22 protein-coding genes and 1 pseudogene are annotated in these 21,027 nt (G+C 45.9%); 8 read left to right on the forward strand and 15 right to left on the reverse strand.

What is annotated here, in order from left to right; translation table 11 throughout:
- Nucleotides 1-384: 384 nt before the first annotated feature.
- Nucleotides 385-606: pseudogene (locus ACUUHJ_RS19270) on the reverse strand (ATP-dependent DNA ligase); the annotation flags it as partial.
- Nucleotides 607-954: 348 nt separating this feature from the next.
- Here ACUUHJ_RS19270 and ACUUHJ_RS19275 point away from each other — a divergent pair.
- A complete protein-coding gene (locus ACUUHJ_RS19275; RefSeq protein WP_472301220.1) occupies nt 955-1,839 on the forward strand; it encodes an alpha/beta fold hydrolase in 885 nt (294 codons plus the stop codon).
- Between the two features lie 170 nt (nt 1,840-2,009).
- On the opposite strand, the gene ACUUHJ_RS19280 is transcribed toward ACUUHJ_RS19275, so the two are convergent.
- From ACUUHJ_RS19280 to ACUUHJ_RS19295, 4 genes are read right to left on the reverse strand one after another with little or no spacing between them, the layout of a single operon-like run.
- Entirely contained in the window at nt 2,010-3,368 is a 1,359-nt protein-coding gene (locus ACUUHJ_RS19280; protein WP_472299649.1) for a GerAB/ArcD/ProY family transporter, read from the reverse strand.
- Nucleotides 3,369-3,380: 12 nt separating this feature from the next.
- Nucleotides 3,381-3,617 (reverse strand): hypothetical protein, encoded by a 237-nt coding sequence (locus tag ACUUHJ_RS19285; RefSeq protein WP_289673512.1) that lies wholly within the window; start codon nt 3,615-3,617, stop codon nt 3,381-3,383.
- Entirely contained in the window at nt 3,610-4,776 is a 1,167-nt protein-coding gene (locus tag ACUUHJ_RS19290; protein ID WP_173604764.1) for a Ger(x)C family spore germination protein, read from the reverse strand. Before ACUUHJ_RS19290 ends, ACUUHJ_RS19285 begins: the two co-directional genes overlap by 8 nt.
- Nucleotides 4,773-6,353: a spore germination protein gene (locus ACUUHJ_RS19295; protein WP_436406329.1), complete on the reverse strand. Its 1,581-nt coding sequence runs from the start codon at nt 6,351-6,353 to the stop codon at nt 4,773-4,775. Before ACUUHJ_RS19295 ends, ACUUHJ_RS19290 begins: the two co-directional genes overlap by 4 nt.
- A 169-nt stretch (nt 6,354-6,522) precedes the next feature.
- Here ACUUHJ_RS19295 and ligD point away from each other — a divergent pair, with 169 nt between their 5' ends.
- The 3 genes from ligD to ACUUHJ_RS19310 all read left to right on the forward strand — a co-directional run bounded on the left by ligD (nt 6,523) and on the right by ACUUHJ_RS19310 (nt 8,660).
- Nucleotides 6,523-7,425 carry a non-homologous end-joining DNA ligase gene (gene ligD / locus ACUUHJ_RS19300; RefSeq protein ID WP_289678117.1) on the forward strand — a complete coding sequence of 301 codons (903 nt, stop codon included), beginning with the start codon at nt 6,523-6,525 and terminating at the stop codon, nt 7,423-7,425.
- A 73-nt stretch (nt 7,426-7,498) separates the two neighbouring features.
- Entirely contained in the window at nt 7,499-8,296 is a 798-nt protein-coding gene (lgt, locus tag ACUUHJ_RS19305) for a prolipoprotein diacylglyceryl transferase (protein ID WP_472299650.1), read from the forward strand.
- 124 nt (nt 8,297-8,420) lie between these two features.
- Nucleotides 8,421-8,660: a hypothetical protein gene (locus ACUUHJ_RS19310; RefSeq protein ID WP_289673515.1), complete on the forward strand. Its 240-nt coding sequence runs from the start codon at nt 8,421-8,423 to the stop codon at nt 8,658-8,660.
- A gap of 70 nt (nt 8,661-8,730) precedes the next feature.
- Here the strand turns inward: ACUUHJ_RS19310 and ACUUHJ_RS19315 are convergent, their stop codons facing one another.
- From ACUUHJ_RS19315 to ACUUHJ_RS19325, 3 genes are all read right to left on the reverse strand, one after another.
- Entirely contained in the window at nt 8,731-9,750 is a 1,020-nt protein-coding gene (locus tag ACUUHJ_RS19315; RefSeq protein WP_087347000.1) for an inorganic phosphate transporter, read from the reverse strand.
- A complete protein-coding gene (locus ACUUHJ_RS19320; protein WP_007728239.1) occupies nt 9,743-10,360 on the reverse strand; it encodes a DUF47 domain-containing protein in 618 nt (205 codons plus the stop codon). Before ACUUHJ_RS19320 ends, ACUUHJ_RS19315 begins: the two co-directional genes overlap by 8 nt.
- Before the next feature lie 159 nt (nt 10,361-10,519).
- Nucleotides 10,520-11,206 (reverse strand): GGDEF domain-containing protein, encoded by a 687-nt coding sequence (locus ACUUHJ_RS19325; protein ID WP_472299651.1) that lies wholly within the window; start codon nt 11,204-11,206, stop codon nt 10,520-10,522.
- 275 nt (nt 11,207-11,481) lie between these two features.
- On the opposite strand from ACUUHJ_RS19325, the gene ACUUHJ_RS19330 reads away from it, so the two are divergent.
- The 3 genes from ACUUHJ_RS19330 (at nt 11,482) to ACUUHJ_RS19340 (ending at nt 13,529) form a co-directional block, all read left to right on the forward strand.
- On the forward strand, nt 11,482-12,558 hold the full coding sequence (locus tag ACUUHJ_RS19330; RefSeq protein WP_472299652.1) for a type III polyketide synthase: 1,077 nt from the start codon (nt 11,482-11,484) through the stop codon (nt 12,556-12,558).
- A gap of 2 nt (nt 12,559-12,560) precedes the next feature.
- Nucleotides 12,561-13,088, forward strand: coding sequence for an isoprenylcysteine carboxyl methyltransferase family protein (locus tag ACUUHJ_RS19335; RefSeq protein WP_016743242.1), 528 nt, complete (start codon nt 12,561-12,563; stop codon nt 13,086-13,088).
- 120 nt (nt 13,089-13,208) lie between these two features.
- A complete protein-coding gene (locus ACUUHJ_RS19340; protein WP_015891936.1) occupies nt 13,209-13,529 on the forward strand; it encodes a hypothetical protein in 321 nt (106 codons plus the stop codon).
- 21 nt (nt 13,530-13,550) lie between these two features.
- Here ACUUHJ_RS19340 and ACUUHJ_RS19345 read toward each other — a convergent pair whose 3' ends face one another.
- The 4 genes from ACUUHJ_RS19345 to ACUUHJ_RS19360 all read right to left on the reverse strand — a co-directional run bounded on the left by ACUUHJ_RS19345 (nt 13,551) and on the right by ACUUHJ_RS19360 (nt 16,097).
- Nucleotides 13,551-14,666, reverse strand: coding sequence for an aminopeptidase (locus tag ACUUHJ_RS19345; protein WP_015891937.1), 1,116 nt, complete (start codon nt 14,664-14,666; stop codon nt 13,551-13,553).
- Nucleotides 14,667-14,812: 146 nt separating this feature from the next.
- Nucleotides 14,813-14,995 carry a YozQ family protein gene (locus tag ACUUHJ_RS19350; RefSeq protein WP_064200654.1) on the reverse strand — a complete coding sequence of 61 codons (183 nt, stop codon included), beginning with the start codon at nt 14,993-14,995 and terminating at the stop codon, nt 14,813-14,815.
- Between the two features lie 119 nt (nt 14,996-15,114).
- On the reverse strand, nt 15,115-15,597 hold the full coding sequence (locus ACUUHJ_RS19355) for a hypothetical protein (protein WP_472299653.1): 483 nt from the start codon (nt 15,595-15,597) through the stop codon (nt 15,115-15,117).
- A gap of 74 nt (nt 15,598-15,671) precedes the next feature.
- The gene (locus tag ACUUHJ_RS19360) at nt 15,672-16,097 is read right to left on the reverse strand and encodes a MarR family winged helix-turn-helix transcriptional regulator (protein WP_173624855.1); all 426 of its coding nucleotides are present in this window, start codon (nt 16,095-16,097) and stop codon (nt 15,672-15,674) included.
- A gap of 387 nt (nt 16,098-16,484) precedes the next feature.
- Here ACUUHJ_RS19360 and lepB point away from each other — a divergent pair, with 387 nt between their 5' ends.
- The gene (gene lepB, locus ACUUHJ_RS19365) at nt 16,485-17,045 is read left to right on the forward strand and encodes a signal peptidase I (protein WP_015891941.1); all 561 of its coding nucleotides are present in this window, start codon (nt 16,485-16,487) and stop codon (nt 17,043-17,045) included.
- A gap of 61 nt (nt 17,046-17,106) precedes the next feature.
- Here the strand turns inward: lepB and ACUUHJ_RS19370 are convergent, their stop codons facing one another.
- The 3 genes from ACUUHJ_RS19370 to ggt all read right to left on the reverse strand — a co-directional run bounded on the left by ACUUHJ_RS19370 (nt 17,107) and on the right by ggt (nt 20,962).
- Nucleotides 17,107-17,928 carry a M15 family metallopeptidase gene (locus ACUUHJ_RS19370; RefSeq protein WP_087347017.1) on the reverse strand — a complete coding sequence of 274 codons (822 nt, stop codon included), beginning with the start codon at nt 17,926-17,928 and terminating at the stop codon, nt 17,107-17,109.
- 82 nt (nt 17,929-18,010) lie between these two features.
- Nucleotides 18,011-18,901, reverse strand: coding sequence for an NAD-dependent epimerase/dehydratase family protein (locus ACUUHJ_RS19375; protein WP_472299654.1), 891 nt, complete (start codon nt 18,899-18,901; stop codon nt 18,011-18,013).
- Between the two features lie 27 nt (nt 18,902-18,928).
- Nucleotides 18,929-20,962 carry a gamma-glutamyltransferase gene (ggt, locus tag ACUUHJ_RS19380; RefSeq protein WP_472299655.1) on the reverse strand — a complete coding sequence of 678 codons (2,034 nt, stop codon included), beginning with the start codon at nt 20,960-20,962 and terminating at the stop codon, nt 18,929-18,931.
- Nucleotides 20,963-21,027 lie beyond the last annotated feature (65 nt).

Consider the following 21,027-nt stretch of genomic DNA (forward strand, 5'->3'; position numbering starts at 1 on the left):
TGTTCCGCAAATAGAAGAGTAGGGGGTTGTTTAGTTAGCTGGCAAGGCTTTTTTCATGTTCGGAAATGGTCTGCACTTTTCGGTTGCCAAAGTGTGTACTTTTATTTTGCCAAACACATATTCAGGAAATTTCTCCTGAATACCTTTTTAAATTTTTTAATTAGATTTCTAAACACCTACGCGATTAACATGTAGTTCTTCAAAATTGTAATAAAGAATTACAGAAATACTTTATTTTCTACGAACATTTGTTGGCGGCACCCCAATAAGTGTGAAACCGGCTTTTTTAGTTTCCAAATCCCTTGTTTATCCTTTTTGTACTTCTGTAAACTCATTATCTACAGGTAATTAGCCCATAATAAAGCACATTATGACAACTTATAATCCATCTAAGATCACCGAGCGAGCATTGCAATATGTCTGTATCTCAGCTAACTCTGGGTATTGGTGAGTCCGCTCATTTATTCTCCGATTGTATAAACGAGTTTCCTGACCATCAAAGTAAGTTAGGATTCGAACTCCATCCCATTTAATTTGTGCGATCCAGTCGTCCCCTTGGGGTATTACCTCACAGCTAATTGGCTCCATCGGTATAATTGGATTCATTATTCACCTCTGAAAAGGGAAGTGTAGTATTGCTCTTATACTCCTCTTTATGGGAGTATTTGTTGTTCTTCATACCAAATTCGATTTCAGAAATTAACGTTTTCAAAAAAATAAGCGGCACCCTTGGACCTGAAAATAAAGGTCTTGAACATCCCCATATGAAAAAACACCGGGTGGATTAGTCGCTGTAGTATCTGGAGTTTCCACGATATACCCAGTTTCATTCTTGAAAAGTAGCTACAATTAAAAGTTTCTATTTCCAAAGGAATCGTTGCCTCTTCGTTGGGATGCCCTTAAATGTTGTTGTTTTCCCCAAAGAATCACCAAAGAAATCAACCTGTTACTTGTATGTCTAACCATGAATCGTTCATTTCATCACCAAATGACAGTGGCATTCACTATTATCAAACCTATGAAGAAAGCCTTACTCTTTGGCCAGTTCCCTACGAAGCATTTTATGTATCTACCCGGTTCGGACAAACGCATATTATTGCAAGTGGACCAAAGGATGCACCACCACTCGTATTGCTACACGGAGCCTTGTTTAGTTCCACCATGTGGTATCCAAATATGGCTGATTGGAGCCGCAAATACCGGACATATGCCATTGATATCATGGGCGATAAGAACAAAAGTGTTCCTGAGGATTTAAACGGTACGAGAGCGGGTTACGCCGAATGGCTTCTCGATGTGTTTGACAATCTGGGTATCAAAAAGGCAAATATGGTTGGACTTTCGCTTGGTGGGCTTCATGTTATGAATTTTGTTTTACATGCAGTCGAGAGAGTGGAAAAGGCAGTTTTACTTAGTCCTGCGGAAACATTCGTATCATTTCATCCAGATTTCTACAAATATGCACTTGGCCTTGCTCTGCCTAACGGCGTTGAGAATTTCTTAAAGTGGATGATGGGTGATCGTTACGTGTTACACCCAAATTTTGCAAAGCAGTTTCATGCTGGAGTTATGTGGGAGGATGAATTACGAAATCCAAAACCTAAAGCTGATGGATTCCCGTATGTTTTCACTGACGACGAATTAAAATCAGTAAAAGTTCCGATTCTCTTATTGCTTAGCGAGCACGAAGTCATTTATGACCCACAATCGGCCTTACATCGTGCTTCGAGTTTTGTTCCCGGTATAGAAGCGGAAATCGTAAAAAATGCTGGCCACGTTTTGTCGATGGAACAACCAGAATACGTTAATGGACGTGTATTGAGATTTTTAGATGTATGAAAGACAGAAAAATATTGAATGTAAAGGTGTATGAAGGCTGGCGCGCTTTCACGGAGAGAATATCCAGCCCTTTGTCCAACAGAAGATGCCTTTTGCTAATAAGCTACCTCGCGCAGCCAATACGTTCCCACCAGTGTGTTTTGGCGTAGAGAATCCCTTGGCTTTCGACCTTATTGTCGAAACGTTCCTGCCTGTTTTGCTTTTCCCAGCCTTTGCTTGCCATGATTAAGAGCCTGCATTTCCCCGTAGCTCGTAAACAGCGCTGTCAGTAAGAGGGCAATGTACACGAGAGCTGTCACAATCCCACCTATCGCTGATTTATCTTTTAAAAAGTCACCAATCAAAATGACTATCACGCAACCAATCAAACAGACTGTCGTGCCCCACACCATCGACCGGTAAAATCGATAAAGCTTCGTTCCTTCGGGAATGAGGCTTTGTTCTCTTCCTTTATTCTTTCTTCTCACATGAATAAGCAAAAAGAGCGCCAACGGCAATTGGAAGCCGAGCACGATCATCGGCAAGCTATAACTAATAAACTGATCATTTTGTACGACATTTGGAAACCCGAGTATGGACGATACAGCCATAAACCATCCGCATGGAGCATTGAATGTATTATAATGCCGCTGTCCCCCAAACGATCCAACCCCCACTAAAAATGCCAGGTAAGTGACCGTGACCTTGGTTGTAAAAGCAGGGAACCACACGCTAAACAGGATTATCTCGACCCTGTCCAAAAAATCTGTAACGTGGATTTGCTGGACCAGAATATGGATGGGGAAATTCAGTCGACCAACGATAATGAAGCCCAACACTCCAAGCAAGACGAGCAACAAAATTGTCGTCATAAAGCCAACGATGATGATCCCGTGCTTCATCGCAGCATGAAATAGTCGTGGCTCTACAATGGCATGTAAGAATGCCCCAAACAAAAAAATATCCCCATACACACCCAACGGAAACAAATTACTGATTACGATCCGGCCCAAGCTACTCGTCAGGATTGGCTCCAAACGCTCTACATTGTATTCATTCATCAGCAGGAAATATAGCGATATCCACATGATGAAAAAGAGTGGAAAGTAAAACTCATTTACCCGTGCCGCCACCTCAAGACTTGTTTTGCCATAGTACATTAACAGCAGCACGAAGACGAGTAGAATGATCTCCATTGGTGTGGTTGGCAATAACGAGATATGTAAAAAATCAGCAGCCACTTTGATATCGAGCGCCAAGATGATCCAAATATAAAACAAAATGAGCAGATTAATCGTTCCACCAATCCACTTTCCACCAATAATAAACAAAATTTCAAAGATGTTTTTCCCCGGATACGCCTCAACCAGTCCACTCAAAACGTAAGCGATCAAAAATGCATAGAAAATAGGTAAAATTTGTGAGAACCAAGCATCCATCCTTGCTACCTGCACAATAGATCGCAATAAACTGATCATCATTCCTGTCATCAAGACACTACCGACCAGCCAGGCAATTTGTCGATGGTTGACAACTTGCTTGTGAATCATACTTGGGCCTCCTTATATAAACTGTTCCACCCATCGCTTCACATAGGGAGAGAACAAGTTCATGATACGACTCGTGGGGAGCACTTGATAATACTGGAATTGCAAGGCGATCAGACAAACAATGGTTAGGGTGTAGAAAATAACAATGACTCCCTGCTGTCTTCCATCCATGCCTTTTCGCTTCAGGATGAATTCTCCAAAGGAAAGAATCAGCATGAGGACAAAAAAGACCAGAAATATTCTATTCATGATTATCTTCACCTTGGGTAATATTTTTCGTTGTCTGTCCGATATTGGCCATGTTCACTTTTGTTCGGATTTCATAAGTGATTTTCGGAAGCACTTCATTCCACCTGTTCCGATATCGCTCTTGCCACTCTTGCGGATAATTCCTTGATAATGTAATTCCTAACCCAATGAAGTCTGATCGATAATGTTGGATCGTTTGCATTATGTGTTTCACACCGCTATTGATTTGTTCGTCAAGCTTCGCTTGCAGCATTCTGATATTTTTCTCTTTCTCGAGATCGAGGTTTGACATATTTTCCACCACTACGGCAGAAGCATAGAGGTCAATTTTGTAATGAATGCGGCCTTTCCTGATCTCGGGCTTGATTTTCGCCCTTCCTTTCGAAAGACTAATCGTAAGCCGTTCTTTCTTGTTAAGGGGAAGGATAAACGAAAACGGTGTAAAATCGCGTTGGAACAAGCGCAAACCAAGCAGTTCTCTCGGCTTAATGATGGCAACGAGCTTGTCGCTCCGAAACAGACCTACCCCCGTCGTCTCGACTTCTTTTGACTTCCCTTTCGGATGGGAATCCACTGCTGCTAGAACGGGTAAAATGGCATCAAGCCCTGGAGTACTGAGCATTTGGGCCACATCCTTCAACGTTACCGAAATGCCCCCCATCTTTACCAGCTCACGCATCGCTTCACCTGAAAAACGTTCAAATTGCGGCTGTGCGGTTAATAATTCAATTCCTTTGCCTTTCGTCATGACAATATAAGCTGTCAATCGGTTTTCGGGAAAACGTGTGACAATATCCAGCACATCCGACATTCCGTCCTTCGCCAGTTCTTCGCCTATAACGATCATCCTGTGATGGGAGTAGTAAATTTGCCGAGACATTCTTGATTGGATAAATCCATTCGCTTCCCGAATTGTCCTGCCTACAGCGGAATCTACGTAATAACTCTTATCACCACTCGTCCCCCCACCACCTCCTGACTGTGCACCAAGGCTGCTGACCAGCGGAACCTGAATAGATAACCGATACCTGCCGTCACCTTCCTTATCCATCGCCATTGCAATGACGATAGCCATATCATTGACTTCACGCCGATCCCAACAGCCAGATACCAAGAACATACAGACCGCCACAACCAACATGCGGGTTACAGTCTTCACGATTCCCCCTCCTCGTTTGGATGACGGTTGCCTGTCACCCCTGATTGCCCTCCTCTTTGCTGAATAGAATTAGCAAACTCATCATTCATACGCCTTGCATTTTGTACGCCCAAAAAGCTCGGGCGTTTTTCCATCATCGACCATGGGGCTCTCATCAGTACATCTTTGAGATCGCCGATCGACATCGGTCCTAACGGCGATAAATAAGGGACACCAAAAGAGCGCAGGTTGGCCATATGCCCGAGGATTAGCAATAACAATACCAGCATCCCATAGATGCCGAGGATTGAAGCGGCTATCATGATCGGAAAGCGCAGCATTCGCAATGAAATCGCTGCATTAAAATGCGGGACGGTAAATGAGGCTATCCCTGTGAGCGATACGACGATAACCATGGGGGCAGAAACAATCCCTGCTTGCACGGCTGCCTGACCAACGACCAGCGCACCTAAAATACTGACGGCTTGCCCGACCGTTTTCGGGAGACGAATCCCAGCTTCACGCAAGGCCTCAAAAGAAATTTCCATGATTAAAGCCTCTACAATAGCCGGAAAAGGAATAGACTCGCGTGCCGCCGCAATACTTAAAAGAAGCGTGGTTGGTAGCATCTGCTGGTGATAGGTCGTAATGGCCACATATAAAGCCGGGGTAACGAGCGAGATAATGAGAAAAACATAACGCAGCAGTCGCACAAGGGTAGCCATTTGAAATCGCTCGTAGTAATCCTCGCTTGCCTGCATCATCATCCAAAACGTTACCGGCACGATTAAAACCATCGGTGTCCCATCCACAAATATCGCGACACGCCCCTCCAGCAATGCCGCAGCAACCGTGTCCGGGCGCTCCGTATACATAACCTGAGGGAAAGGCGAGTATGTGTTATCCTGGATCATCTCTTCGATATATCCGCTTTCCAGCACAGCATCTAAATTGATCTTACTGATTCGACCACTGACCTCCTGTACGATCTCTGGATCAGCTATCCCATCCAGAAAGGCAACCACCAGATTGGTGTTTGTCTCACGTCCAACTACCAAGGACTTCATTTTCAATCGAGGTGTTCGCAATTTTCGCCGCAGCATCGACGTGTTCGTGCGAATATTTTCGATAAAACCCTCACGCGGCCCCCGTACGACGGCTTCTCCTTCTGGTTCATTAACCGAGCGTTTTTCTGCTCCACGAATGCCGAGTGTAAGCGCTTCTGTATTTCCCTCTACAAGAATGCCTGTATCACCTGAAAGCACAGCCTGTAGCAGCTTTTTATAATCGTCTACTCTTCCCATCTGGGAAACAGGCAAACGTGACTCTTCTATCACTTTTATATCTTTATCGCCATCTTCAAGCACCATTAACGATTTCAGTGCAGAATTGACCTCTTTGGTATCAATGAGCCCATCGACGAAGACAGCAATCGCACGGACACTGTTTTTTTGGCAGAAATCTCGTATGACAAAATCGGAGCAATCAGCGAACATTTTTTTCAACAGCTCAATGTTCTCTTCCAATTTGGGAGAAATCGGTATACCCTCCAGCTCAATCAAGCTGCAGGCATTCATCGTCTCAATCAGTTCCTTCATTTTATCTTTCTTCTTGAATTTCATTTTCATCACCAACCATTGGAAAGCTACCCGTATTATGGTTGATTGGCAGGAAATATATGCAAAGAGGTATTCCCATGACATAGTGAATCGTGGATGGGAGATAGTAGGAACACCTATACCGTTTCAAAAGAAGGTGAACATGTCATTGCGTCCTGCAACAAAAGAGTACGAGCTGACGATCGACAATCACACATTGTCCATCACAAACCCTGACAAGCCTCTTTGGCCAGAGGCCAAGGTAACCAAGCTAGATTACTTGCGCTATTTGCTGATTGTTGCAGCCCCACTACTCCGGTATAGCAAGGATCGGCTCTTAACGGTCATTCGCTACCCTCACGGAATCGGTGACAAGCACTTCTATCAAAAGAACGCCCCGGACTATGCACCCGACTGGATACAAACACATATGTGGGAAAACGTACGTTACGTACTGTGCAATGACCGAGCGACACTCGTATGGATGGCGAATCAAGCAGCATTGGAGTGGCACGTCTCCTTTCACCTCGCCAAGGATGAGACTCCGACAGAGCTCGTGTTTGACCTCGACCCTTCCACAGATGACTTTGCTGTTGTGATAGAGTCTGCCCTCTTATTGAAACAACTGCTCGATGAATTACAGCTGCCTTCATGGGTCAAGACATCTGGTTCCAGCGGCTTGCAAATCTATGTTCCGATCGAGCTGGGCTATACGTTTGAACAGACGCGCCAAGTCGGCCATTTCATCGCATCCTATTTAGTCAGCAAGCATCCCTCCCTTTTAACCATCGAGCGCTTAGTGAAGAATCGGGGTGATAAGCTGTACATTGACTATTTGCAACACTGGCGCGGAAAGACATTACCAGCCCCTTATTCAACCCGTGCAAAAGAACAGGCAACCGTATCAACGCCACTCCTGTGGGAAGAAGTTCCCCATTGTCATCCCACAGATTTCACCGTTTATACGGTACCCAAACGTCTGGAAACATTCGGAGATTTATTCTCCTCCATATCTGCCCCGACAAAACGGGCCTCTCTTGATGCCATCCTCGGCTTTTTGCAGTCTCAGTAAGCCGTTAGTTGGAATCATGCTGCCTATTTGTGCTATACTTGGCACAGATGTTTTGAGGCAAGGAGGCACATTCATGATTGATCCGATCGCAATTGCAATCGGCCCCTTAAAGATTCACTGGTATGGCATTATAATGGGGCTGGCGTTTTTCTTGGGTACTTATCTCGCTCGCTACAATTCCAAACGTTCTGGCATTGATCCCGATCACGTCTTGAACATGGTGGTTCTGATCATTCCAGCAGCCATCGTTTGTGCAAGATTGTATTATGTTACGTTTGAATGGCAGCAGTACAAAGACAACCCACTGGACATCTTCGCAGTTTGGCAAGGCGGCTTGGCTATTCACGGTGGTTTAATCGGTGGTGTTCTGGCAGGAGCCTGGTATATTCGAAAACATAAACTACCGTTCCTTCGTTTGGCTGACATTTTTATGCCAAGTGTTATTTTGGGTCAAGCCATCGGACGGTGGGGAAACTTTATCAACCAGGAAGCACATGGTGGTCCCGTCTCTGCTGAGTTTATGGAAAAGTTTCCTGCGTTCATCCGTGAACAAATGTTTATCGGTGGACAATATTACCACCCTACATTCTTGTATGAATCGATGTGGAACCTTGTTGTTTTCGCCATTCTCATGCTCATGCTGTACCGATTCAAAAAATTCGATGGACAGGTCTTGTTTAGCTACATGATCCTGTATTCGATTGGACGCTTCTTCATTGAGGGCATGCGTACAGACAGTTTGTTGATAGCCGATACCCTGCGTGTCGCACAATTAGTCAGCCTGTGCTTAATTGCTGCCGGTGTCATCTTGTTGCTCGTGTTTGCACGAAAAAGCAAGCAGGCCGGACATTCCCGAAACTCGATCGAATAACGTCAATTTGCCATACCTATTGCCACTCAGGTCAGTCCGACCGGGTGGTTTTTTCTTTGCCTTGTCTGAATTGTCGCAATGCAGGAAATAACTAGGAGAAAGAATGAAAAAGGAGGGAAATAGGATGGATGACGGAATTTTGGAAGAGTATCTCGATCGCTACGTACGTATTCATTTTGCCCCTGATAGGATCGGTCAAGGATTATCCGCGTATGTAGAAGGCAAATTGTATGATTACAGCCCAAATGGCATATTAATTGAAGAACGGGATGGCTCGCTTGACTATATCCCATTCTCTGCCGTACGCCTCGTGCAAATTAAACCCAAGCCGGGCTTATGGGAGCGTTTAACGGGATCAAGTTAATGAAAAAGACACCTTCCCGCGTACTTTACAACGGAAAGGTGTCTGTTGTCTGTTGGATAAAGATGTTGCTCTACAGGAATACGTCAAACACGACATAGCATGCAGCAGCCAAAAGTCCGGTAATCGGAAGGGTAATGACCCATGTGACCAATATTCGGCCAGCCAGGCCCCATTTTACAGCGTTCAGCTTTTGCGATGCCCCAACCCCCAAGATGGCGGATGTGATCACATGTGTTGTGCTCACTGGCAGTTTCAAAGCTGTAAAGATTGTGATAATCAAGGCAGAAGACAGGTCAGCTGAAAAACCGGAAATTGGCTTGATTTTCATAATCTTACCACCCAAGGTCTTGATGATCCGCCATCCACCAAAGGCTGTTCCTAAAGCCATTGCAAGAGCAGCTGAAAGTTTTACCCACAGTGGAATAACGAATTCGCCCGGTGCTTGTACCAAGAATCCTCCAGAAATCAGAGCAAGGGTGATTACGCCCATTGTTTTTTGCGCGTCGTTGGCTCCATGGCTAAATGCCTGCCAAGAAGCTGACAATACTTGCATCGAACGGAAACCTTTATTGGTTTTGTGATACGCAGAGTTACGAACAAACCAAGACACAAGCTTGATCACCACAAAACCAACAGCAAAGGCAACAAGCGGTGATATGATCAACGCCTGGATAATGCTAATGAAACCTGACCAGTTAATGGCACCACTTCCTGCGGCACCAAAAGCGGCACCTGCAACGCCTCCGATAATCGCGTGCGAGGACGAGCTAGGAATTCCGAACCACCAGGTGATTAGGTTCCACAAAATCGCAGATGTCAACGCCGCCAAAACGACGACCAATCCATTTTCCAGCTTGAATGGATCGGTAATGCTTCCCCCGATTGTCTTCGCTACCCCCGTATACGAGAGTGCACCAATCAAGTTACACAGGGATGCAATAATAATCGCGGTTTTCGGACTTAATGCGCGTGTCGAAACAGAAGTAGCAATCGCGTTCGCCGTATCATGAAAACCATTGATAAAGTCAAATGCTAGCGCCATGATGACGACGAGTACGAGAATAATCACCTCTGGCGAAAGATCAGGCATTCTTTAACACGATCCCTTCTACCAGGTTGGAGACGTCCTCAGCGAAGTCAGCACAGTCTTCGAGCTTATCGTAAATCTCTTTGAGTTTGATCGCTTCCATTGGGTTGGTATCAGGAGAATTCAACAAATCTGATACCATTTTGCGGTAGTTGGAGTCAGATTCATGCTCCAAATCTTTGATTTCCCCAGCGATTTGTGTAACGACTTTATGATCCAGCTTGCGCAGTGTGCGAATCAGCTCGATCAGCTTAGCCGAACATTTCACCAAAATATTGGCTTGTGCCAATACACGTGGATCTGGTTGAGTCACTTGGTACAGATACATACGATCAGCGACACCGTCAATGTAGTCGATCATCGAGTCCATCGTATGAGCGAGTTGGTGAATGTCTTCACGCTCAAGCGGAGTGATAAAAGTAGAGTTCAACTCGTTCATGATGCGACGAACGATTTCGTCTCCTTCTTTCTCGACAGCCTTGATTGCCTTAACCTTTGTTTCTAGATCTTGATAGTTTCCTATCATTTCATAGAAAAGATGAGTTCCTTTGTGTACCGTGGCAATCTGCTGTTCGAACAGATCAAAGAAGATATACTTGTTTGATTTCAACATACGGGACTTCTTCACTCCTTTGAATAAATGGCACCTACAAGATTATATCGAATGTTATTGTTTCCGTAAATTTAAAATCAAGGTCAAATGTGTATATTTTTCTTTAAGGAATTATTAAGTTTTTGTAAATGCTCTTTACAATAAAAAAAAACACTCGTGTCAAGAGAGAGGACGAGTGTTAGCCTTGCCAATATTTATCATTTCATTCGATGCGACCATCATGCAATCTTTCCTTTTTTTCGCTTCATACATAAGCATATCTGCTTTTTTCGCTAACTCTTCCGCTGTTGCGGCATGGTGTGGATACGAGGCTACTCCGATGCTGACAGTGACACCTGAAAGTGCGTCTCGCACTTGATTTTGAATTCGTTCCCCGATTGCCAGTGCTCTTCTTGTGTCTGTCTGTGTTAACAAAACGACGAATTCTTCCCCGCCCCACCTTCCAACAATGCCTTGTTTCCCTACACTTGCTTGCAAGATTCTTGCAAATTGGCAAAGGAGTCTGTCGCCTTCCATATGGCCAAATGAATCATTGAATATTTTGAAATTATCCAAATCAATAAACAATAACGTAACAGATTGATGATTGCTTTTTGCCAACTCTACTTCTTCGACCAACTTGTCTAGAAATCTGCGATTGACGAGAACGCCTGTGAGTGAATCGTGATAAGCCATCTCCCGCAGCTGATCTATATATTTCCCTATACGATAGGCAGCAAGCGTCTGAATGACAGCTACAAGAAAAAGAAAGACAACCATACTCTCATCCGATGGCAATCCGTATCCGATCAGCCAAACCGAAATGATTCCACAGGACACACCCAAGCTAATCCAGCGTGAGCCCAAAGTACACTACCCCCGATCTATCCGATGTTCCCCTCTTTTCATTCATACATTAGACCTATCTACCAAAATCTAAAGTAGGTCTTTTTTCATATAACCAGGAATATTTTACCTATCTTTTTTTATAAGTTCAAGCAAATCCACGAAACTGCCACTTATTCATTCAAACGAATCATGGAAAAACCCTGACAATCAGCCTGCGGCCTTCATCACATGGTGCTGCATGAATTGGAACCAATTGGAAGGGATAAGCTAAGGGCTAATCAAAATAGACGGGAGTGAATGAATGGGTGCCCCGTATAGAAGCAGTAGCTACAGCAGTACCTTCCCACGAGATTACACAAGAGGATTCCATGAAGCTGGCACGCCTATTTTTTCAAGATGCTTTTCCCGACATAGACCGTTTGTTACACGTGTTTGCACATAGTCACATTCAGAAGCGATATTTTAGTATGCCAATGGATTGGTTTTTGGAAGACCGTCCGTTTGCGGAGAAAAATCAATTGTATATCGAGCATGCGGAAGCCTTGGCAGAGGAAGCAGCCCGAAAGTGTTTGACAAAAGCTGGGGTCGAGCCGTCATCCATCGATTGTCTGATGTTTGTATCAAGCACTGGCATTGCGACCCCAAGCCTTGATTCCCGCTTGCTCCACCGTTTAGGACTCCGTTCCCAAGCAACCCGTGTCCCATTGTGGGGCCTTGGCTGTGCTGGTGGAGCGATGGGATTGTCACGTGCATGCGAGTACACCCAGGCTTATCCCTCCCGGCGAGTATTGCTTGTGAGCGTAGAACTGTGTGGCTTGACCTTCATCCGACAAGATTTGTCCAAAAGCAATTTAGTCGCAACTTGCCTCTTTGGAGATGGAGCCGCAGCCGTATTAATAGAAGGAGATCAAGTCTCGTCCTCTTCGGACACACCTAAGGTTCAATTCTGTGATGCGCGAACGACAACATGGCCGGACACGGTAGATATTATGGGATGGGAATTGACCGATCCAGGGTTAAAAGTCATTTTCTCTCGTGACATCCCTACTCTCATTCGTTCTTCGATGCGAGAAAACGTGGAGAGCTTTTTGTCACCGCATGGGATGTCTATTGACCATCTACGCCATTTCATTTTCCATCCAGGTGGCGCCAAGGTACTAACGGCTTATCAGCGGTCCCTGGGCATTGGCACAGAAGCCACTCGGTTTTCAGAAGATGTCCTAACCAATTTTGGAAACATGTCCTCCCCTACGGTTCTGTTCGTCCTGGAAAAAAGCATGGAGAAGGCGTGGGAGCCAGGGGATCGCGGATTGGTCGCTGCGCTTGGACCTGGATTTAGCTCCGAGCTCTTACTTCTGGAGGCGAGATAGTCATGTTGCTCTTTTTTGGATTTGTCATGGCTGGAGTCGTGTTACAACGGCTGGTCGAGCTTCTCATTGCCGTGAGGAATGCTCGCTATATCCGCTCAAAAGGGGGCTACGAAGTTGGGGCGCGTCATTACAAATACATCGTCCTTCTTCATTTTCTCTTTTTTCTCTCGCTCCTTTTCGAAGTGGTGGGAAAAGGCAGCGCGATGGTTCTGCCCTCTTGGTGGGCCATTCCGTTCAGCCTGTTTTTGATCGCGCAAGGACTTCGTTATTGGTGTATTCGCAGCTTGGGCAAACGGTGGAATACCCGCATCTTCATCCTCCCGGGCGAGGCTCCAATCAAGCGAGGTCCTTATCGGTTCATTCGTCACCCCAACTACTTGGTCGTATCGCTTGAGCTGCTGCTACTCCCGCTAACATTTTCTGCTGTGGCAACTGCCTTGGCGTTTTCTCTCTTAAATGCCTGGTTGCTCCTGCGCATTCGGATACCCATGGAAGAAGCAAGCATCTATGATGGTCATCGTGAGTCATAAAAACGAAAAGTCTTTGGCACACGCACATGCCAAAGACTTTTTATCAGACAAAAGGTTTATCACTTATCATTCAACGGGTAAAGAAAAGAAGCTGTTACTCTTTCCCGTGAGGTGGATCAAGTGAATCGTACAACCATAGTGGAGCCTCAGGAGACGAAGCGGATCATCATCCGAGACTTTTTCGCTTTGATTGAAGCGGTACCCAACAAGGATGACCAGGCTAGTATTCAAACATTTCTCCGCTATTTGCAAAGCCTGCTAAGAATCAAGCAAGTCATTCCACCGGTTGTGGAAATCATGACGGTCGTCAAACAAAACAAGCCACTTCTCTACCACGCGGCACGCAGAATTACTCTTCCTTCAAGCAATCTGCACATGCTATTTCAGCTAGAAATGGATATTATGCTTGCGCACGAAAGGCTCCGACAGTACGACAAGTGATGGGGTAGGGTAGGCTATACCTTACCCTTTCAAGTTTTCTGGATTCAGACATTCAAGCTCTGCAATGACAAAACGACCATCTTTGCGAATCAGGACGTCATCAAACCAGATTTCCCCTCCGCCCCAATCCGGACGCTGGATGGAAACCATGTCCCAGTGCACAGACGATTTGTTGCCATTGTAAGCTTCGTCATAGCATTGACCAGGCGTGAAGTGGAAGCTTCCGTCTATTTTTTCGTCAAACAAGATATCTTTCATCGGGTTGCGAATGTAAGGATTCACACCGATGGCGAATTCTCCAATGAAGCGCGCTCCCTCGTCTGTATCCAAAATTTGATTCAAGCGTTCGGTATCGTTCGCTGTTGCTTCCACAATTTTGCCGTCCTTGAAGGTCAGGCGAACATTTTCGAATGTGAAGCCGTGGTATGGTGTTGGCGCATTATGAGTGATAACACCATTTACCGAATTCTTCACAGGTGCTGTATACACTTCACCATCTGGAATATTGCGCAGGCCAGCACATTTCACAGCAGGGATGTCCTTGATTGAGAAGGTGAGATCTGTTTCAGGTCCTACCAAGCGTACCTTGTCTGTGCGATTCATCAAGTCAACCAGACTGTCCATTGCTTTGTCCATTTTCGCGTAATCCAGGTTACATACTTGGAAGTAAAAATCTTCAAAAGCTGCTGTAGACATGTTCGCAAGCTGCGCCATGGAAGGATTCGGATAACGAAGAACAACCCACTTCGTTTTTGGCACGCGCACGTTCATCACTGGCAGCTCATACAAGCGAGAATAGATACTCAGCTTGTCACTTGGAACATCAGCCATCTCATTGATGTTGCTCGCTGCACGAATCCCGATATAACCTTGCATTTTCTCCATGAGTTCAACTTCATGTTGAGCCATGGTCTTCAACTGCTCTTCATTGCAATTCATTGCGATTTCTCGGCTTACGGCGGGATCAATCAATTGAACATAAGGACTGCCGCCTGCTTTGTAAATCTCACGCACGAGGGCTTGCACCAAATCCGGTGTATCCCCTTTCGCGTTGATCAAAATGTTTTCCCCTGGCTGTACTCGTACAGAATAGTTAACCAGATTGTACGCTAATTGATCTAATCGTGAGTCTCTCATTCGTGGCACACCCTTTTTAAATTTTCTGATTCCTCTTGTATTCTTACCGATACAATCTACTAAGTCAATAAAAAATTTTTTATCAATGGAATAAAAAGCGGCCAGCCTCCTTGTATCCGGGCTGGCCTTGCTCTTTTCCTGTGCTTTTACATCGTCTGTTCTCTGTCCTCAATGGTTCCCATCTTGTACATGTCACTGACCTGCTCCTGCGTCGTAGCCAGACCAGCCGTATGTTCGTCTGCCTCTTGATAGTAGACGGCTGTGCCAGCATCTTCAGCCCCCAACTCTCTCGCCCTGGACTGAGCCTGATCCTTATCATAACCTGCCATTTTCGTTCCTCCTTCCATTTGATTTCTATCCGCTTTAGTTTGTACGGGAATCTCCAGATTTAGCAAAAAAAGACGCCTTGCCCAATCGAGGGACAAAGCGCCTTTATATTCAGCTATGCTTATTTTTCGTTATCAGATTCTGGAGCGATCATTGCCCAACCAGCTGCTGGAGCACTCACAGGAGTTACGCCACCAGTGATAACATATTGATCTGCTCCTGGCATCATTGCCCAGCCAGCTACGTTAGAGATGACTGGAACATATTGACCACTCACCCATACATACTCATCTTTACCTGGCATGATGACCCAGCCACCTTGTTGATTCAAACCTTGAATTGGAGTAACGGTTTGTGGAGTCGCAGGTTTTACTTCAGGTTTAGTTGCTGGTGCAGTTGTAGTTGCTTCAGTTGCTGGCTTCTCTTCAGTAGTTGCAGGCTTTTCTTCTGTAGTTGCTGGTTTTTCTTCTGTTGCAGTTGTTTTTGCTTCTGTTGCAGGAGTCGTTTCAGTAGCTTTTACTGCCTCTTCAGCAAATGCAGCTTGTGTGAAGAGAGCTGCTCCTAAGATACAAGAACTCATGATCAGTGTGCTTTTCTTTTTCATATGTGTACACTCCCATTCCGCGGTACACACTTTTGTCTTACACGAATGTCCCCAAACCCGAACTTGAAGGCATGCTATATGCACTGCTGCATTTTCCTGAGAAAATACGTAAACTGCTCTAACTCGTCGTCAGTCAGATTCTCCAGCAGCTTTCCTACTAGTGCTCTCCTGTGGCACAAAAGTCCTTCCAGAGTTGGAACGGCTTGTTGTGACAAAGTGACCCACACGACACGTCGATCCTGTTCATCTCGAACCCGGTCAATAAAACCGGCCTTGACCAACCGATTGAGTGCGATCGTGGTAGCACTATTGGATAACTTCAAAATAGTCGCCAGCTCAGAAACTGTGCTTCGTCCTTTTTGATGTAGCACACGTAGCAAGATAAACTGCTTGGGACTGATTGACTCTTCCTCTAGCCAATTGTTAATAAAGAAACGAGCAATCTCGACAAAAACTCGATCCAGTTCCTCAAGTTTACTGGCACGGGACAAATTGCTCACGACATCACCTATTTTCGGAAAATTAATAATATAAGTACTTTTACTATAAAACTATATAGCCTAAGTACCGGAAGATCAATAGGACTCCCGATATTATTTCTTTTCACGAAAGATATGTATGAGCCAGACAAAGTGTTTACCACTTAATATTTTTATTGTAAAACTTATTTCAAGAACATCTTAACTCAAACAGGAAAAACTGACAATAGGCAAGCTAGCAAAATAATATTTCGACTTTTTCCAGCTTCATCCACGAACCAATTATTTCCTTGAATCATCTTTCGTATCTATTCGTATAGCATGTATAATGGGAAGACAGCCTTACACACACGAGGCAATTGACTCAGGCATATTTGCCACAGAAATCACATACATAGGAGAATTTCAATGGAACAAACCAACCCTACACCAAAATGGAAAGTGGAATTGCTTGATTGGTTAAAATCGTTTGTCTTGATTGGTGGATTGACAGCCTTCATCTACGTATTTGTCATGGCTCCCTACGTCGTCCAAGGGCGCTCCATGGAAAGTACGTTGCATGACCGCGAGCGTGTCATCGTAAACAAAGCGATTTACTACCTCAAAGAACCGCAGCCTGGTGATATCGTCATCATCCATCCAGATGCTACTGGCGACAACTGGATCAAGCGCGTGGTCGCAGTTGCTGGTGACACCGTTGAAGCCAAAAATGATCAAGTGTACGTCAATGGCAAACCGCTCAGCGAAGAGTATTTGGTCGAAAACAAGCTAAAAACCTCTGCGGCAGGTGTGACGTTAACCGAAGATTTTGATCCTGTGAAGATTCCTGAGGGCAGTGTGTTTGTCATGGGGGATAATCGCAACAACAGTATGGACAGCCGCGTCATTGGTCCTGTTCAACTGGATCATGTAGTAGGACGTGCAGAAGCTGTATACTGGCCACTGTCCCAGATTCGCCTTCCACGTTAACATGGATCCAGGCAGCAAAAAGCCGCTCCTTATCGGGGCGGCTCTTTTCGTTTTGATGACGTTATTTGTGGGCAATTGCCGCTTCAGAAAAATAATCCTCCAAAGTAAGGCCACCTGCCATAATTTCTTTTGCCATTTCCTTCCCGACATAACGCAAATGCCAAGGCTCATACGCATATCCAGTCGTATCTTCCTTACCCTTCAAATAACGAATGACGAACCCAAAGTCTGCACAGTTGGCTGCCAGCCATAGTCCTTCAGGTGTCTCACCAAACGATTCTTCCAGGCGTGTACTCGCATCATGTCCGGACACATCCATAGCCAAGCCAGTCTGATGCTCGCTCTTTCCAGGCACGGCACTGTAGGCAGCGGCATGTTCAGCACCTTGCGTTCTTACATACGTTTCGTACAGCGATTTTTGAGTCTTATATGAGCGATAGCCAGAAACGGCATACAGTTCAATACCTTCTGTCTTTGCTTTGGCAAACAGTTCTTCTAATGCTTGTGCGGCCTCTGCTCGAAGCAATCGCTTCTCCACTTTTTCATCAAAGGGAAACGGAACATTCGGCTCTACCAAATCCGGTGGAATATAATCGCCAGGCAATGCCCTCTGTTTATTTACGACAACCGAGAGATCTGTTGCATTCGTAACGGTTGGCACTCCATCCACATCTTTTATCGTCTCTGCAAGCGATGCCCGTTGGGGACGTGTCGTCTCCTCTTTATTCGGCTCAACTGTCGTTGCTTGCGTGCCCTCACCTGCGGGCTGTCCATTCGACTCGCTGGAAAGCAATCCACTTAATGAGGGAGGTTCACATCCACTGAGTAGTGCTACTGATAGCGCTGCGATGATCGCAAGGCTGCTGGTGCGATTTTTGTTCATGATCGATCCTCCTGGTTCCTTACAGACACATACGTTCTGCTCTACCTTACCACGGAGTAGTACGAAAAAAAAGGTAGATAGGTCACGCTTTTTCAGCGGTATATTTCTCGTTTAGGTGTTTGACAAGCGTCGGTAACCATTCATTCAGCGACCAAAATGGGAAGCCCGCAGCCTTAGCCTTTTCGTTATCCATGTACAAGGATGCTAAAAATCCAAAGGGAGACGCGTCAGAAGCATCTGTCGTTTGTTCGATCCGGGCAGGTTTTCCGACTGTTTGCCCAATGGCCTCCATTAGCTTAGCAAGCGAAACAGTCCCATCCGAGCACGCATTCACTGGCCCTGTGATGGACGTTGTCGCCAGCCATGCCAAAAATTGCGCTGCTTCCTGTGCATGGATGAAGCACATCTGGGCTGCTGGATTCGTGATACCAATCGGCCGCTCCTCTTGGACATGCTCAATATGAAACCATAGCCGCTGTGTGTAATCGTCTTCCGCCAGTACGATTGGAAAACGAACGGCTACGACAGGAAAGGCCTTTTCTTGAAAAAAGACGGCTTCTGCTTGACGCTTTCCCTCTTGATAGGATGTCTCGTCTCTTGTTTTCCGGATGATTGCATACGTGTATGGATCAAATGCTTCTTCCTGTAGTGGTTCCTCGGCATAATCGTAGACGGACAAGGTAGAGGTCAAAACGTACTTCCCCACTTTCCCCCGAAAAACCTTACACGCATCCAGTGCATTTTGAGAGGAATAACAGATGTTATCGTACACCACATCCCACTGCTCTTCCCCCGCAGCCGCTAGCGAGTGGACGTCATCGCGATCAAGCGTCATTCTTTTGACAGCGGCAGGCAACTCCACTTGGGTAAGCCCCCTCGTTGCCACAGTAACGTCTGCCCCCGCTTCAACGAGAAGCTGGACCAATCGCTTTCCAAAAAATCGCGTTCCACCGAGTACAAGTACTTTCTTCATTTTTGCTACATCCTTTCCTTGATCAGTCTACTTTGTGCTATTCAACTCGATGGACCGCTCTCCTTCCTTCCACATGACCGTATAGCCCAGCTTCTCGCCAACTTTTTTGACAGGCAAGTAAGGAATTCCCTTCAACATGACCACATCAGACTGGAAGGACGTCACTTTTTGTCCCAGCCCTAACAGCAACTTGTTGGCGTGAACATACGCTACTCCATCTATCATCGTTTTTTGATCTGCCGTGTATGGATAGACATTGCCGTTTACTCGTAAATGAAAGGGACCATCTTTTTCTTTTGGGGACTGGATTGGCTGAGCAGCCGTATACGCAATGGCATCGACCCCGAGTACAGTTCCCTCGCGTGTGTTATCTGCTCCGCCGTACATTTTTCCCGTTTCAAAATCGTACACAATCGCTTGGACGTTGCCAATGTTTGTCGGTTCCTCAGCAAAGACGTGACCTTTTGCCATCAATTGCAAGATGACATCTTGGTCAATGCCCGCTTCCCACGTCACATTCGGATAGCTGCTAGAAAAAATGCGTGGTGCACGGATGGCATCCTCAATTTCCATTCCATGATCGATCACATTGAGAATTGTCTGCGACACAGAGGCGATAATGGTTGAGCCACCAGGGGAGCCAATTGCTAAAAAGGGCTTCCCGTCTTTTAGCACCATGGTTGGCGTCATGCTCGAACGTGGACGTTTGCCGGGCTCGACCTGATTGACTCCGCCAGGAATCGCGTCAAAATCTGTCAGCTCGTTATTGAGCATGAAGCCATAACCAGGAACCATCACACCGCTGCCAAAAATATCCTCGATCGTGGTTGTATACGCAACGATATTCCCCCATTTGTCCATCACAGAGAAATGCGTGGTCTGCTTGACTGGAGATTGATCTTTCAGTTTCATGGAAACCACTGGCTTTTTGCCAGGATCGTACCTCCAAGGATCTCCTGCCCCTACAGTGGCATTCGCTGTCTCTTCACGAATGAGCTGGCGCCGCTCCTTGATGTATTCGTCCGCAATCAGCCCCTTTTTCGGTACTGGATAAACATCCGCGTCCGCCATAAACGCCGCCCGATCTGCGTAGGCAAGGTGATTGGCTTCGATCAGATGATGCAAATAGGCTACCGACCCAATGCCGTCCTTTTGGTTATCGTAGCCTTCCATCAGCTTCAAAATCTGAATGAGTGTCAAGCCACCAGAGCTGGGGGGTGCCATCGAAATCACTTCATACCCGCGATACATGCCGCGGACCGGTTCACGCTCTTTTACTTGATACGCCTGCAAATCATCGAGAGTCATAGAGCCTCCCGTCCTTTGTACTTCCTCGACGAGTGCCTTGCCAATTTCCCCTTCATACAAGGCATCAGAGCCTTTGTCGCGGATGATCTTCAACGTTTTCGCCAATTGGGGCTGAACCAGCATCTCGCCTTCTTTGAGTGGAACGCCGTTCGGCGCAAACACCTGTGCAGCAGCCCCGTGCTTTTTCAGCTTTTCCATGGAATTGGCAATAAATTGAGCGGACACCCAGTTAACGCGAACTCCTTTTTCCGCCAATTCAATCGATGGTTCTATCACTTTTCCCAAGTCCCATGTCCCGTACGATTCCAACGCCTGCTCTACGCCCAGCAATGTGCCTGGGACACCTACGGCCTGACCACTCGTATGTCTCTCCTCAAATGGGATCGGGGTACCATCCGCCTGTAAAAACATATCGGGAGTCACCTTGGAAGGAGCCACCTCTCGACTATCTATCACCGTCACTTTGTTTTGATCCTTCACATAAATCATCATAAAGCCACCGCCGCCGATACCGGACATATACGGTTCTGCTACATTTAGCGCAAACTGAATCCCAGCCGCAGCGTCAATCGCATTGCCGCCCTTTGCCAAGATATCTCTGCCAACCTGCGCCGCTGCTGGATGAGAGACCGCGACAATTCCTTTTGTAGCTCCTTGCACGCCTGCTGGCACACCTGGGACTTTCCCCACAGCCAAATGAGGAAACGAAAGCACGGTAACAATCGAGAGGGTAACCAACATCCCTTTTTTCATGCGATCCCTCCTATTCCATTTCATTAACTCCTCCTATTATTATAATTTTCAGCAATTTTCAAGGT

It is taken from the genome of Brevibacillus schisleri (genome assembly GCF_055685845.1).

Excerpts from the sequence above, each read along its gene's own strand:
- ACUUHJ_RS19295 (WP_436406329.1), bottom strand. The coding sequence starts at position 6,353 with ATGAAGGAACTGATTGAGACGATGAATGCCTGCAGCTTGATTGAGCTG.
- ggt (WP_472299655.1), bottom strand. The coding sequence starts at position 20,962 with ATGAAAAAAGGGATGTTGGTTACCCTCTCGATTGTTACCGTGCTTTCG.
- lepB (WP_015891941.1), top strand. The coding sequence starts at position 16,485 with ATGGAACAAACCAACCCTACACCAAAATGGAAAGTGGAATTGCTTGAT.
- ACUUHJ_RS19350 (WP_064200654.1), bottom strand. The coding sequence starts at position 14,995 with ATGGCAGGTTATGATAAGGATCAGGCTCAGTCCAGGGCGAGAGAGTTG.
- ACUUHJ_RS19375 (WP_472299654.1), bottom strand. The coding sequence starts at position 18,901 with ATGAAGAAAGTACTTGTACTCGGTGGAACGCGATTTTTTGGAAAGCGA.
- ACUUHJ_RS19315 (WP_087347000.1), bottom strand. The coding sequence starts at position 9,750 with ATGCCTGATCTTTCGCCAGAGGTGATTATTCTCGTACTCGTCGTCATC.
- ACUUHJ_RS19320 (WP_007728239.1), bottom strand. The coding sequence starts at position 10,360 with ATGTTGAAATCAAACAAGTATATCTTCTTTGATCTGTTCGAACAGCAG.
- lgt (WP_472299650.1), top strand. The coding sequence starts at position 7,499 with ATGATTGATCCGATCGCAATTGCAATCGGCCCCTTAAAGATTCACTGG.
- ACUUHJ_RS19280 (WP_472299649.1), bottom strand. The coding sequence starts at position 3,368 with ATGATTCACAAGCAAGTTGTCAACCATCGACAAATTGCCTGGCTGGTC.
- ACUUHJ_RS19310 (WP_289673515.1), top strand. The coding sequence starts at position 8,421 with ATGGATGACGGAATTTTGGAAGAGTATCTCGATCGCTACGTACGTATT.
- ACUUHJ_RS19275 (WP_472301220.1), top strand. The coding sequence starts at position 955 with ATGTCTAACCATGAATCGTTCATTTCATCACCAAATGACAGTGGCATT.
- ACUUHJ_RS19345 (WP_015891937.1), bottom strand. The coding sequence starts at position 14,666 with ATGAGAGACTCACGATTAGATCAATTAGCGTACAATCTGGTTAACTAT.
- ACUUHJ_RS19285 (WP_289673512.1), bottom strand. The coding sequence starts at position 3,617 with ATGAATAGAATATTTCTGGTCTTTTTTGTCCTCATGCTGATTCTTTCC.
- ACUUHJ_RS19335 (WP_016743242.1), top strand. The coding sequence starts at position 12,561 with ATGTTGCTCTTTTTTGGATTTGTCATGGCTGGAGTCGTGTTACAACGG.
- ACUUHJ_RS19370 (WP_087347017.1), bottom strand. The coding sequence starts at position 17,928 with ATGAACAAAAATCGCACCAGCAGCCTTGCGATCATCGCAGCGCTATCA.
- ACUUHJ_RS19355 (WP_472299653.1), bottom strand. The coding sequence starts at position 15,597 with ATGAAAAAGAAAAGCACACTGATCATGAGTTCTTGTATCTTAGGAGCA.